Genomic DNA, 14,339 nt, shown 5'->3' on the forward strand with positions numbered 1-14,339 from the left:
TCATGGCACGGCGCGGGCTTCAACGCCCGCGCCGCTGCGCAGCGTCAGCCAAACACCCGCCGCCACAGCCGCAGTACGGCCTCGCGTTCGTTCTCGACCGTGTGCGGCTCGACGCGCGCCTTCTCCATGCCGTCGAGCCGCAGCTTGTGCTGCAGCTTCCGGTAGGTCCGGTACGCCGCGCCCACGGTGTCGGCTTCCTCGCCGCTCATCAGGCCGAAGCGCGACACCTCGCGCAGCAGCGCGATATTGCCGGTATTGCGGATCAGCTCGGGATCGCGCGCCGCATGCAGCAGCACCCAGTACTGCACGGCGAACTCGATGTCGACCATGCCGCCGCGATCGTGCTTCAGATCGAACAGTTCGGTCCGGTTCGGATGGCCATCCTCGACGCGCCGCCGCATGTCGACGATCTCGGCGGCAAGCGTCGCGGCGTCGCGCGGCGTGGTCAGCACCTGTTCGCGGATCGCCTCGAACTGCGCGCCGACAGCGGGGTCTCCCGCGCAATAGCGGGCACGCGTCAGCGCCTGGTGTTCCCAGACCCACGCCGTGTTGGCGGCATCGCCCTCGCGCAGCTGATAGCGGCGGAACGCGTCGAGATCGGTCACGAGCAGGCCCGATTCGCCGTTCGGGCGCAACCGCAAGTCGACGTCGAACAGCGTGCCCGCACCCGTCGCCGTGGTGAGCCACGTGATCAGCCGGCGCGTGAAGGTTGCGTAGATGTCGGATGCGTTGTCGTCCGGATCGTCGTACAGAAAGATCAGGTCGAGGTCCGACGCGTAGCCAAGCTCCTTTCCGCCCAGCTTGCCGTACGCGATGATCGCAAAGCGCGGCACCTCCCGATGGCGCTTGGCCAACTGGTTCCAGACGGCCTCGATGGTCACGTCGAGCACGGCATCCGCGAGTTCCGACAAACGGTCGCTGACATGCTCGACGCTCAGCTTGCCGGCCAGATCGATCAGCAGGATGCGGAACACTTCGGCCTGATGCGCATGACGCAGCAAATCCATCTGCTGCTCGACGCCGTCGGCGGCCGCGAGCCGCGTGCGCAGCGTGCGCTTGAACTCCGGCCAGTCGAACGGGCTCGCCATCGCTTCGTCGTCGAGCAGTTCGTCGAGCAATTGCGGGTGGCGGATCAGATAGCCTGCCGCCCAGCGCGACGCGCCCAGCACCGACAGCACGCGGTGCAGCGCCTGCGGATATTCAGTCAGCAGCGCAAGATAGGCGCCGCGCCGCCCGATGGCTTCGAGCAGATCGAACAGCCGCACCAGAATATCGCCGCGCCGCTCGGCCGGTTCCAGCGTGTTGGCAGCCTCGAGCGCGCGCTGCGCGACGATGTCGAAGCGCTGGCGGCTGCGCTCCGCGAGACCCGCATAGCGCGACGACTGCCACACGGCCTTCAGGCGCGCGAGCAACTCGGTGGGGTGTTCGATGCCGAGTTCGACGAGCCGCGCCGCGAGCGCCTCGTCGGCGCTGTCGTCGGCGAGCGCGCTGCTCCACACCCACACGGCCGCGCCGTCTTCGCGCGCGCCGCAACCGCCTTGCCCGCTCACCTTGTCGGCGAATATCTGGTCGAACTGCTGCTCGACCAGTTCGCGGTGCGCTTCGAGCTTCGTCATCAGCGACGCGTAATCGTCGAAACCCATCGCCTGCGCGAGATGCGCGCGTTCGACGGGATCGACGGGCATCGCGTGGGTTTGCGCATCGTTTCTGTATTGCAGACGGTGCTCGAGGGCACGCAGAAAGAGATACGCGCCCGTCAGATCCGCGCACACGCCGGGCGAAATGAGACCGCGCGCCGCCGCGTGGCGCAGCACGACGAGCGTCGGGCGCACGCGAAAGCCCGCGTCCTGGCCGCCGCGTATCAACTGGAACACCTGCGCGCTGAACTCGATCTCGCGAATGCCGCCGCGGCCGAGCTTGATGTCGTCGGCCTTGTCGGGGCGCATCGACGCGCGCCGCTGCGCCTCCTGGCGAATCTGCAGATGCAGCGAGCGAATCGCGCTGATCACGCCGAAGTCCAGGTAGCGCCGGTAGATGAACGGCTTCACGATCGCGTCGAGCTGCTTCGACAGCCGGCGCGCCGAATCGCTCGCATGCTCGGACACGAGCCGGCCCTTGATCCACGCGTAGCGCTCCCACTCGCGGCCCTGCACGTAGAAATACTCTTCGAGCATGCCGAGGCTGCACACGAGCGGCCCCGAGTCGCCGTTCGGCCGCAGCCGCATGTCGACGCGAAACACATAGCCGTCCGCCGTCACCTCGGCGAGCGCGGCGATCAGCCGTTTGCCGAGGCGTGTGAAGAAGTCCTGAGTGGCGATGGGCGAGCGCTGGCCGCCCGTCGTCTCGCCGTCGTCCTCATAGACGAAGATCAGATCGATATCCGACGATACATTCAACTCGCGCCCGCCCAGCTTGCCCATGCCGACCACGCCCAGCGACAGCCGCTCGCCCTGCGAGCCCCGCGGCTCGCCGTAGAGCGCTTCGAGATCGGCGCTGACCACGGCCATCGCGCGCTGGACCGTCGCTTCGGCGAGATCGGTCATCGTGCCCGTCACTTCGGCCACGTCGGCCGCGCCGGACAGGTCGCGCTCCATCACGGCGCAGAACACTTCCGCGCGGAGCTGGCGCAGCGCCTTTTTCAGCGCGTCTTCGGAAAGTGGCGCATCGGGCGTCGCGCGCAGAGCGTCCGTCAGCGCGTCGAGACGCCCGTCGATCCGCTCACGGCTGATGGGCGCCGCCGCCAGCGCCGCGACGCGCGACGCGAGACCGTCGTGCGCCGCGTACGCACGCGACGCGTAATGCGAATAGCTGGAACTCAACAGGGATGGTTCGGTCATCAAAGGTCTGGCTCGCTGGTTGCTTGGGTTCCTGCCTCGGGCCGTCGCAGCCGGAGCTCGCTCGAGCTGCCGACACCCCGTGTGGCCTTGTCCACACTGGCCGTACCTTAAGTCCGTGGCCGTTGGCCCGTGTGATACATTTCGTGGTTAGACCGCAAAACTAACATACGCCTACCCCGTCGCAGCATGTCCGAGCGAAACTCATCCGCCGACCCGCACGAAGCTGGACGCGTCAAGCCCGTAGGCGGGCACGATCACGCAGTGCTGCGACACACGCTGCGGGTCGTGCTTGGCATCGCGCTGCTCCTGTATTTCGTTGTCGTGCTGGCCATTCTCGGCCTGCGCTACATCGTGCTGCCGCACGCGGATTCGTTCCGGCCGAAAATCGAGGCCGCTGTCTCGGAAAGAATTCACGCCCAGCTCAGGATCGGCAAGATCGCGCCGCACTGGACGGGCTTCCAGCCCGGCCTCGAAGTCACCGACATCACCATCACCGACCGCGACGGCAAAGTCGCGCTGAACATTCCGCATGCGAGCGCAACGGTGTCGTGGTCATCCGTCTGGAAGTTCGCGCCGATCCTGTCGAGCGTGATCGTCGACAAGCCGGATCTGCTGATCGAGCGCGAGACGGACGGCTCGCTGACCGTGGCGGGCGTGATGGTGCCGACCACGCATTCCGGCAACGACACCTTCAGCACGTGGCTGCTGCGCCAGGAAGCGATGATCCTGCGCGGCGGCACGCTGCGCTGGCATGACGCGCGCCGCGACGCGCCCGAGATCGCGCTGCATGACATCCGCCTCGCGATCCTCAGCGACGGCTACGATCACCGGCTCGCGCTGCAGGCGCCGCCCAATGGCAAGCTGCTGTTCGGCCCGCTCGACTTTCGCGCGCACTTCCGGCACGCGCGCCTCGCGGCGATGGGCAAGCCGATCAACTGGACGGGCGAAGCCTACATATCGGCAGGCCCCGTCGATCTGCCGACGCTCGCCCGCTACATGGACTTCCCGATCGAAACCTACGCGGGCCGCGTCGACAACGCGATCTGGCTGCAATTCACGCAGGGCCGCGTGCGCTCGGCCTCGGGAGAACTGTCGGGCACCAACATCGCGCTGCGCGTGAAGCCGACGCAGCCGAAGCTCGACGTGCCTGTCGCGAGCTTTTCGTGGGCTGTCGCGCACGACGGCGACGACTGGACCCTCGACCTGAACAACCTGCGCGCCGAACTCGGCCAGCCGCCGCTCGACGACGGCACGCCCGTTGCGCGCATCCTCGCGCTGCACACGCTGTCGAGCCGCTACCGGATGCCGAGCGTCCAGCACGGCCAGCTGATCAGCATTTCGGGCGATCGCGTCGATCTCGGCGTGCTCGCGGAATTCAGCCGTGCGCTGCCGCTGCCCAGGCGCCTGCTGAACAACCTCGTGCGCTTCAACCCGCGCGGGCTGGTCGCGAATTACACGATCGAGGTCGAGCGCGGCAAGCCCGATTCGGGCGAGGCCGCCTCCGAGCATCACGAGCCGGGCGCGGAACCCATCGTGCGGTATCGCTTCAAGGGCGACCTGCAGGGCATCAGCGTCGCCGCGCAGGAGCCGCCGCCGGGGCTGACCGCGAGGAACCACCCGCGCGCGGGTGTTCCGGGCGTCGAGAATCTGTGGGGCTCCGTCGACGCCGACGAAAAGCACGGCTCGATTGCCATCGATACCGCCAACGCGGCCCTCACGCTGCCCGGCGTGTTCGACGACCCGCGCCTCACGTTCGACCATCTGAGCGGCAAAGGCACGTGGACGATCGCGTCCGCGATCGAGCCGGGGCAGCGGCACAAGGCATTCAAGGTCGATGTGTCGGAACTGAAGGTGTCGAATGCCGATACGGCTGCAAAGGCGACGGCAAGCTACTCGAACGTCGGCAGCGGGCGCGGCTCGCTCGACCTGAAGGCCGACTTCGAGCGTGCGCAGGTCACGCGCATCACGCGCTATCTGCCGACCAGCATCAGCGAAAAACTGCGTGTCTATCTGACCCACGGCTTGCAGGCGGGTGTGTCACGCGGCGGCACGATCGAAATTCACGGCAACCTTGAGAAATTCCCCTACTCGCGCGACCCGAGCGCGGGCGTGTTCAGAATCGTCGCGCCGTTCAAGGGCGGCCGCTTCGATCCGTCGCCGTATCCGCCGCGCACGCTGAAGAACGGCGCGCCGAATGTGTGGCCCGCGCTGGACGGCATCGACGGCACCTTCCAGCTGAAAGAGAAATTGTTGCGCTTCGACGTCGACCGCGCGCATTACAAGGGCGTCGCCATGCGCAAGGTGACGGGCAAGATCGACGACCTCGGCAACCGCGCATCGAGCCTCGTCATCACGGGCGACGGGCACGGGCCGCTCGCCGACATGCTCGACTACGTGAATAACAGCGCGCTCGGCGGGATGGCGAAACACGAGACGGAAAAGATTCATGCCGATGGCCCGGCCGCGCTCGCGCTCAAGCTGACCGTGCCGCGCAACCCGCCCACGCCGCCGGGCGTCCCGCCGCCGAAAGTGCGTGTCGCGGTGGAAGGCTCGCTCGCGTTCGAGAACGACCGGCTTGCCGTAGACAACGTCCCGCCGCTGTCGCAACTGCGCGGCAAAGTGCGCTTCACCGAGCGCACCGCGCAGGTCGACGGGCTGACGGGGCAGTTCATGGGCGGCGAGGTGCGCGCGAAAGGCGGGCTGAACGACAACGGCACCTATGCCCTCAATCTGTCCGGCCAACTCGCCGTCGATGCCGCGCGCGGCCTGAACCTGCGCGGCCTGCCCGCGCAGGTGCTGACGCGGATGAACGGCAATGCGCCCTATGACATCAAGGTACGCGGCGCGAAGGGCCAGTTGCCCGACGTCGCCGTCCACTCGGACCTCACCGGGCTCGCGCTCAATTTCCCCGCGCCGTTCAACAAGCCGGTCGGCACGCCGATGCCGCTCGATTTCACGTTCCGGCCGACATCCGGAAACACTGGCGGCAACGACAGCGCGACCAGCAACGGGCTGCAACGCGCCGATCTGACCTTCGGCCCGATCGCGGCGACCTATCTGCTGCGCCGCGCGCCGGGCCAGCCGCCCGAAGTCGTGCGCGGCGCGGTCGGCGTGAACCGGACGGCGGAGTTGCCGTCGGAAGGCGTGATCGCCGCCGTGGACATCGACGCGCTCGACGCCGACGCGTGGCGCGCCCTCTTCCTGCAGATGCGCAAGGCCAATGAAGGCGTCGCGCCCGTGCCGCCCAGCGCGACGGCCGCGCAGTTCATGCCAAACCGCTTCGCGATCCACATCGGCACGCTGACGCTGCTCAAGCGTCACTGGGAAAGCGTGGTGGTCGGCGCGTCGCATGACGACCGCCAGTGGCAGGCGAATATCGCGTCCAATCAGGTCTCGGGCCACGTGTCGTGGTTGCCGGGCGCGAAGCCGGGATCGCCGGGCACACTACAGGCGCGGCTCGCGCGGCTCGTGATTCCGTCGGCGACCGAGAACGATCTGCTCGGCCCCGCGATCAACCAGCCCGCGCAAAACATCCCGTCGATCGATCTCGTCGTCAACGAGCTGATCGTGCGCGAGCGCAACATCGGCAAGCTGGAAGTCAATGCGCACAACTTCGAGGACAACGGCACGCCCGTCTGGCAGCTCGACTCGCTCGCGATCACCAACCCGGCCGCCGTGCTGAACGCGACGGCGAACTGGCGCACGGGCCGCAATTACGGCCCGAACCAGGACGACGACGCCGAACGGAGCACCGAGCTCGATTTCAAACTGGACATCAAGGACGCGGGGCTGCTGCTCGAACGCGCCGGCCTGCCGCGCACGCTGAAGGCGGGCGAAGGGTCGCTGACGGGCAAGCTCGGCTGGCGCGGCGGCCCGACCAAGCCCGACTATCCGACGCTCAACGGCAATCTCGCCGTCGATCTGCGGCACGGGCAGATTCTCAAGGTCGATCCGGGCGTCGCGAAGCTGCTCGGCGTGCTGAGCCTGCAAAGCCTCGCGCGCTATGCGTCGATGAATTTCCGCGACGTGATCGGCGAAGGACTGCCGTTCGAGCATGTGACGGGCACCGCGCAGGTCGTGAACGGCATCGGCTCGACGAACAACTTCGAACTGGTGACGGCGCCCGCGCGCGCCGAAATGAAAGGCACCGTCGATATGACGACCGAAACTCAGAACCTGAGCGTGCATATCGTCCCGACCGTCAGCGCGGGGGCGGGCGTCGTCGCGGCGGCCATCATCAATCCGCTGCTCGGCCTTGCCGCGCTGGTCGGTGACATTGCGTTGTCGCACTCGATCGAACACGCATTCGCGCGCGATTACTCGATCACGGGTTCATGGGCCAAACCGCACGTCGAGCGGGTCCATGGAGATAGCGGTAATATGAACGCGCCGGCCGCCATCGCGACGCCGAACTGAGGGCCTAAGCGCGGTTCCTGGCCCTGGCGATGTCCGGCGCGCCCTGTGCGTCGGCCGCGAACGCTGGCGTCCGCTGTCCGTACTGCCCATTGCAGGAGTCTTTCGAACGCCTATGAGCGACCTGAACACGCAGTCCGCGAAGTCCTTTTCCCACGCTGATCCTTTCCGCGTCGCCGCGCTGCAGATGGTGAGCACGCCGGAGCGCGACCGCAATCTCGCCGATGCCGATCGCCTGATCGCGCTAGCCGCCGCCGACGGCGCGCAGCTCGTCCTGCTGCCCGAGTACTTCTGCTTCATGGGCTACAAGGATACCGACAAGCTCACCGTGCGCGAGCCCTATGGCGACGGCCCGATCCAGCGCTTTCTCGCCGACGCCGCGCGCCGGCACAAGGTCTGGGTGATCGGCGGCACGCTGCCTCTGACGGCGCCCGAAGAAACGCGCGTGCTGAACACGACGCTCGTGTTCGATCCACAGGGCAACGAAGCCGCGCGCTACGACAAGATTCACCTGTTCAACTTCGAGAAAGGCGAGGAATCGTTCGACGAGGCCCGCACGATCCGCCCCGGCGACACCGTCCGCACGTTCGACGCGCCGTTCGGGCGCGTGGGCCTGTCGGTCTGCTACGATCTACGCTTTCCGGAGCTGTACCGGCGCATGGGCGACTGCGCGCTGATCGTCGTGCCGTCCGCCTTCACGTACACGACGGGCCGCGCGCACTGGGAAACGCTGCTGCGCGCGCGGGCCGTCGAGAACCAGTGCTACGTGCTCGCTGCCGCGCAGGGCGGCAAGCATGAGAACGGCCGACGCACCTGGGGCCACACCATGCTGATCGACCCGTGGGGCGAAATCATCGACGTGCGCGACGAAGGCGCGGGCGTCGTCGCGGGCAATATCGAGCGCTCACGTATCGACGAAGTCCGGCAGAGTCTGCCGGCCTGGCGTCACCGCGTGCTCGGCTGATTACGTTTGACATGAACCGCACGCATTGAAAGTGCTGCCGACGTCACCCATCTGACTGGCATGCACCCACCGAATACCCTGAATCGAGCGAACTTCGCATGAACATCATCGAACCCAGCATCCGTAATCTCGCGACTGCCAAAGACGTGCTCCTCACGCCGTACGGCCTCGACGAAGCCGTGCTGACGCGCACCCTCGCCGAAATCTTCACGCATCGCGTCGACTACGCGGACCTCTATTTCCAGGCCACGCGCAGCGAAGCGTGGAGTCTCGAGGAAGGCATCGTCAAATCGGGCAGCTTCAGCATCGACCAGGGCGTCGGCGTGCGCGCCGTGTCGGGAGACCGCACGGCGTTCGCGTATTCGGACGACCTGTCGCCCGAAGCGATCCGCCAGGCCGCGATCGCCACCCGCGCGATCGCGAAAGCGGGCGGCGGCAAGCAGAAGATCAAGGCGGCATCGACGCTGACGGGCGTGTCAGGGCGCGATCTGTATCTGCCGTCCGATCCGCTGCATTCGCTCGATGCCACCGCGAAGGTCAAGCTGCTCGAACGCATCGAACAGATGGCGCGCGGCCGCGATCCGCGCATCACGCAGGTGATGGCGGGCCTCGCGGGCGAATACGACGTCGTGCTGGTTGCGCGCAGCGACGGTGCGCTGGCCGCGGACATCCGTCCGCTCGTGCGCGTGTCGGTAACGGTGATCGCCGAACAGAACGGCCGCCGCGAGATCGGCAGCGGCGGCGGCGGCGGGCGCTACGACTATGGCTATTTCACGGACGAACTGCTGTCGAAGTACGTCGACGACGCCGTGCACGCGGCTTTGGTGAACCTCGACGCGCGTCCCGCCCCTGCCGGCGCGATGACGGTCGTGCTCGGACCGGGCTGGCCCGGCGTGCTGCTGCACGAAGCGATCGGCCACGGTCTGGAAGGCGACTTCAACCGCAAGGGCTCGTCGGCGTTCGCGGGGCGCATCGGCGAGCAGGTTGCGGCGAAGGGCGTGACGGTGGTCGACGACGGCACGCTGCCGAACCGCCGCGGGTCGCTCAACATCGACGACGAAGGCAACCCGACGCAGTGCACGACGCTGATCGAAGACGGCATCCTGAAGGGCTATATCCAGGACACGCTGAACGCGCGCCTCATGAAAATGCCCGTGACGGGCAACGCGCGTCGAGAATCGTACGCCGCGCTGCCGATGCCGCGCATGACCAATACGTACATGCTCAACGGCGACAAGGACCCGCAGGAAATCATCGCGTCCGTCAAAAACGGTCTGTATGCGGTGAACTTTGGCGGCGGGCAGGTTGACATCACGAACGGCAAGTTTGTGTTCTCGGCGTCCGAGGCGTACATGATCGAAAACGGCAAGATCACGTATCCCGTCAAAGGCGCGACGCTGATCGGCAGCGGCCCGGAGTCGCTCAAGTTTGTGAGCATGATCGGCAACGACATGTCGCTGGATACGGGCGTCGGCGTTTGCGGCAAGGAAGGCCAGAGCGTGCCCGTCGGCGTCGGTCAGCCTACGCTGCGCATCGACAAGATGACGGTCGGCGGCACGGTGTGATTTTGGATTTCCCGCACGTTCAGCGCATCAAGATGGCAAAGCGTGCGGATTTCCCGCATTTTTGGCACCCGTAGCTTGCCAACCAAGCAAACCTCGGGTTATAAAGCCAATCAACCTTTTTGACGAGCCATCCCTTTTTCGCCATGTCCGCCAAGTTTTATTTTTACTTTTTTTGGGCATCTCAGACCGCTGGCGGATCGAGAGGGGTGTGAACGTACATAGGCACCTGAAATTCCCGAAAAAACCGCCAGCGAGTCTGGCGGTTTTTTTTCGTCCCTAACAATTTTGACTTTGACCTTTTTAGCCTGCTGATCTGTTCGTTGCGGCGCCGTCGTTGAATCGCTGACCGCTCGAACCGCGCTACTGAACGAACGAGGAGAACCCCATGCCCCCGCACAATACCGACGATGTCCGCATTCGCGAATTGAAAGAACTGACGCCGCCCGCCCACCTGATCCGCGAATTCCCGTGCGACGAGAAGGTGTCGGACCTGATCTTCAATGCGCGCCAGTCGATGCATCGAATCCTGCACGGCATGGACGACCGTCTGATCGTCATCATCGGGCCGTGCTCGATTCACGATCCGAAAGCCGCGATGGAATACGCGGGCCGCCTGATCGAGCAGCGCAAGCGCTTCGCTGGCGAACTGGAAATCGTGATGCGCGTGTACTTCGAGAAGCCGCGCACGACAGTGGGCTGGAAGGGCCTCATCAACGACCCGTACATGGACAACAGCTTCAAGATCAACGACGGCCTGCGCACCGCGCGCGAGCTGCTGATGAAGATCAACGAACTGGGTCTGCCCGCCGGCACCGAATACCTCGACATGATCAGCCCGCAGTACATCGCCGATCTGATCTCGTGGGGCGCGATCGGCGCGCGCACGACGGAGTCCCAGGTGCATCGTGAACTCGCGTCGGGCCTGTCGTGCCCCGTCGGCTTCAAGAACGGCACCGACGGCAACGTGAAGATCGCCGTCGACGCGATCAAGGCGGCATCGCAGCCGCACCATTTCCTGTCGGTGACCAAGGGTGGCCACTCGGCGATCGTCTCGACGGCAGGCAATGAGGACTGCCACATCATCCTGCGCGGCGGCAAGACGACCAACTACGACGCCGACAGCGTGAACGCCGCGTGCAGCGACATCGGCAAGGCCGGCCTTGCAGCGCGCCTGATGATCGATGCAAGCCACGCAAACAGTTCGAAGAAGCACGAGAACCAGATTCCCGTGTGCGCGGATATCGGCCGCCAGATCGCGGCGGGCGACGAGCGCATCGTCGGCGTGATGGTCGAATCGCATCTCGTCGCGGGCCGTCAGGACCTGCAGGAAGGCTGCGAGCTGACTTACGGCCAGAGCGTCACGGATGCGTGTATCGGCTGGGACGACAGCATCGGCGTGCTGGAAGGTCTCGCGGATGCCGTCAAGCAGCGGCGTATCGCACGCGGCAGCGGCAACTGAAACACCACGCCTCCCTGTTCTGCACATCGCGCCCGGCTCATGCCGGGCTTTTTTTTTGGCCATTCGGCCGAATCGAATTCCCCCCTCCCTTTCGGTACCTTCAAATCTCGTTCCGGTGTTCGCCTGTATTGAACGCCGGAGAATTTCGGTATAAAATTTTATACACGAAAGGAACTCATGGAGCTGGAAAAAGAGATTCGTTGGGTCGGCTCCAGCTACAACGATCTGCTCGCGTTCCCGGATGAATCGCGCCGCCAGGCTGGCTTTCAGCTCGCCAAGGTGCAGGCGGGGCTCGATCCGGACAACTGGAAGCCGTTTGATATCGTCGGCGCGGGCACGCGCGAAATTCGCGTCACCGAACAGCAAGGCGCTTTTCGCGTGATGTACGTCGCCAAGTTTGTCGAAGCCGTTTATGTGCTGCACTGCTTCAACAAGAAGACGCAGGCTACCAGCCGGCATGACAGGGAAATCGCCGAGGCGCGCTACCGCGCCGTGGCCAATGTGAGGAAAGTATGAAGACCATCGACACCAAGGTCCGTCACGTAACAAAACCGGGCGCGAATCTGTTTCTCGAACTCGGCTTCCCCGCAGAAGAAGCGAAGCGCCTGCAAGCCGCGTCGCAGAAGCAGATCAACGACACGCGGCTGCTCAAGGAGCAATTGATGGCCGAGCTGTCCACGTGGATCGAGCAGCATCATCTGAAGCAGTCTGAAGCTGCGGAAATCCTCATGGTCTCGCGGCCGCGCGTGTCGGATGTCGTCAACAAGAAGACGGCCAAATTCACTATTGATACGCTCGTCGAAATGATGAGCCGTATCGGTAAGCCGGTGACGCTCGCGGTCGGCTGAGCGGCCGGGCTCGCGTCCTTACGCGCCGAACCGCTATTCGCCGCGCTGCGTGTCCGGCTTGTTCGCGCTGCGGTCATGCCGCCATAGCACGTCGCTGCCGCCGTCCGCACGGTTCAGCACACGTGCCAGCACGAACAGCAGATCGGACAGCCGGTTCACATACCGGCGCGGCGCATCGTTGATCGTCTCGACAGCGCCGAGCGCGACGATCGCGCGTTCCGCGCGCCGGCAAACCGTGCGGCACACGTGCGCAAGCGAAGCGGCGCGCGTGCCTGCCGGCAAAATGAACTCCTTGAGCGGCGGCAGCGTCGCGTTGTATTGGGCTAGCCACGCATCGAGTTGCGCGAGATGGGCATCGGCAATCATCGAATGGCCCGGAATGCATAGCTCGCCGCCCAGATCGAACAGATCGTGCTGGATCGACGTGAGGGCGGCGCGGACATCGTCGGGCAAGCTTTCGCACAGCAGCACGCCGATGTTCGAGTTCAACTCGTCGACGTCGCCGATTGCGGCAATGCGTGCGTCGTCCTTGCGCACACGCTTGCCGTCGCCAAGACCTGTGGTGCCGTCGTCGCCCGTGCGCGTCGCGATCTTGCTCAAGCGGTTGCCCATGATGTCCATGTCCTCATAATGTTCCGCGATGCGTCCGTGCGGATATATCGCAGCACGCGGTCAAGCTTCCGTCCATTATAAGGATGATGGGGCTAAACCCTTGCCGCCCCGCTGCAAGCATGACGCCGCGCCAACGGTCGATGGGCGTAAAATGGGCATCAACCATCAGAATATTCGCCAACAGGAGACGCAGGTGAACCATCCCGTGCCGCCCGCCACCGTGCGCCGCCCCTTTCCTCCTGAACTTCTTACTGCCCTCAAGGCGGCATTCGGCGAACGCGTATCCACGTCCGAAGCCGTCCGAACCCATCACGGCCGCGACGAGTCGCCGTTCGATCCGCAACTGCCCGACGCCGTCGTGTTCGCGCACAGCACCGAAGACGTGCAGCGCATCGTCAAGCTGTGCGGTGAATACGACGTGCCCATCATTCCGTATGGCAACGGTTCGTCGCTCGAAGGCCATCTGCTCGCGGTGCAAGGCGGCGTGTCGATCGATCTTTCGGGCATGAACCGCGTACTGTCGATCAACGCGGAAGACCTGACCGTCACCGTCGAGCCCGGCATTTCGCGCAAACAGTTGAATGAAGCGTTGCGCGACACGGGCCTGTTCTTCCCGATCGACCCCGGCGCCGATGCGAGCATCGGCGGGATGTCGGCGACGCGCGCGTCCGGCACCAATGCCGTGCGCTACGGCACGATGCGGGAAAACGTACTGGGCCTGACCGTCGTGCTCGCGGACGGCCGCGTGACCCAGACGGGCACGCGCGCGCGCAAGTCGTCGGCGGGCTATGACCTCACGCGCCTGTTCGTCGGCTCGGAGGGCACGCTCGGCGTCATCACCGAAATCACCGTGCGCCTGTATCCGCAGCCCGAAGCGGTATCGGCGGCTGTCTGCACGTTCCCCTCGATGGGCGACGCCGTGCGCGCCGTGATCGAAACCATCCAGCTCGGCGTGCCGATCGCGCGCGTCGAGTTCGTCGATTCCCTCGCCATCCGCTCGATCAACCGTCATTCGAACCTGACGCTGCGCGAAGCGCCCACGCTGTTCTTCGAATTTCACGGCACGCAGGCCGGCGTGAAGGAACAGGCCGAGCTGGTGCAGGAGATCGCCGCGCAGAACAGCGGCGAAGGCTTCGAGTGGGCGACGCGCCCGGAAGACCGCAGCCGTCTGTGGAACGCGCGTCACAACGCGTACTTTGCGATGCTGCAACTCAAGCCCGGCAGCCGCGCCGTCACCACCGACGTTTGCGTGCCCATCTCGCGGCTTGCCGAATGCGTGGTCGAAACGGAAGAGGATTTGAAGGCGTCGCCGCTGCCTTGCCCGATCGTCGGACACGTCGGCGACGGCAATTTCCACGTCGCCATGCTGATCGACCCGAACAAGCCGGAAGAGCTGGAGGAAGCGGAGCGCCTGAATCATCGCATCGTACAGCGCGCGCTGCGCATGGATGGCACCTGCACGGGCGAACATGGCGTGGGTTTGCACAAGATGGGTTTTCTGGTCGAAGAACATGGCCCCGTCGCCGTGGACGTGATGCGCTCGATCAAGCATTCGCTCGACCCGCGCAACCTGATGAATCCGGGCAAGATCTTTACGTGGGCCTAGGCCGGGCGTAACCGTAAAGCAGGCTGCGCAGCGCA

9 protein-coding genes are annotated in these 14,339 nt (G+C 65.3%); 7 read left to right on the forward strand and 2 right to left on the reverse strand.

Features of this window, described 5'->3' with window-relative positions:
- Positions 1 to 44: 44 nt before the first annotated feature.
- Entirely contained in the window at positions 45 to 2,837 is a 2,793-nt protein-coding gene (glnE, locus tag C2L66_RS13225; protein ID WP_054928910.1) for a bifunctional [glutamate--ammonia ligase]-adenylyl-L-tyrosine phosphorylase/[glutamate--ammonia-ligase] adenylyltransferase, read from the reverse strand.
- A gap of 186 nt (positions 2,838 to 3,023) precedes the next feature.
- Between glnE and C2L66_RS13230 the strand changes: the two genes are divergently transcribed.
- From C2L66_RS13230 to C2L66_RS13255, 6 genes are all read left to right on the forward strand, one after another.
- Positions 3,024 to 7,253, forward strand: a complete 4,230-nt coding sequence (locus C2L66_RS13230) for a YhdP family protein (RefSeq protein WP_060599708.1) — start codon at positions 3,024 to 3,026, stop codon at positions 7,251 to 7,253.
- A gap of 112 nt (positions 7,254 to 7,365) precedes the next feature.
- Positions 7,366 to 8,214, forward strand: a complete 849-nt coding sequence (locus C2L66_RS13235) for a carbon-nitrogen hydrolase family protein (RefSeq protein WP_054928912.1) — start codon at positions 7,366 to 7,368, stop codon at positions 8,212 to 8,214.
- A gap of 98 nt (positions 8,215 to 8,312) precedes the next feature.
- Complete coding sequence (tldD, locus tag C2L66_RS13240; protein WP_054928913.1) at positions 8,313 to 9,779, forward strand: metalloprotease TldD; 1,467 nt, start codon at positions 8,313 to 8,315, stop codon at positions 9,777 to 9,779.
- A gap of 385 nt (positions 9,780 to 10,164) precedes the next feature.
- Complete coding sequence (aroG, locus tag C2L66_RS13245) at positions 10,165 to 11,238, forward strand: 3-deoxy-7-phosphoheptulonate synthase AroG (RefSeq protein WP_054928914.1); 1,074 nt, start codon at positions 10,165 to 10,167, stop codon at positions 11,236 to 11,238.
- Between the two features lie 177 nt (positions 11,239 to 11,415).
- On the forward strand, positions 11,416 to 11,754 hold the full coding sequence (locus C2L66_RS13250) for a type II toxin-antitoxin system RelE/ParE family toxin (protein WP_054928915.1): 339 nt from the start codon (positions 11,416 to 11,418) through the stop codon (positions 11,752 to 11,754).
- Positions 11,751 to 12,086: a helix-turn-helix domain-containing protein gene (locus C2L66_RS13255; protein WP_060599707.1), complete on the forward strand. Its 336-nt coding sequence runs from the start codon at positions 11,751 to 11,753 to the stop codon at positions 12,084 to 12,086. The genes C2L66_RS13250 and C2L66_RS13255 overlap by 4 nt, the downstream gene beginning before the upstream one ends.
- Positions 12,087 to 12,119: 33 nt before the next feature.
- Here C2L66_RS13255 and C2L66_RS13260 read toward each other — a convergent pair whose 3' ends face one another.
- Entirely contained in the window at positions 12,120 to 12,698 is a 579-nt protein-coding gene (locus C2L66_RS13260) for a cob(I)yrinic acid a,c-diamide adenosyltransferase (protein ID WP_060602470.1), read from the reverse strand.
- 193 nt (positions 12,699 to 12,891) lie between these two features.
- Between C2L66_RS13260 and C2L66_RS13265 the strand changes: the two genes are divergently transcribed.
- Complete coding sequence (locus C2L66_RS13265; RefSeq protein WP_060602468.1) at positions 12,892 to 14,304, forward strand: FAD-binding oxidoreductase; 1,413 nt, start codon at positions 12,892 to 12,894, stop codon at positions 14,302 to 14,304.
- Positions 14,305 to 14,339: the final 35 nt, after the last annotated feature.

The organism is Paraburkholderia caribensis, assembly GCF_002902945.1.
Taxonomy (GTDB): Bacteria; Pseudomonadota; Gammaproteobacteria; order Burkholderiales; family Burkholderiaceae; genus Paraburkholderia; species Paraburkholderia caribensis.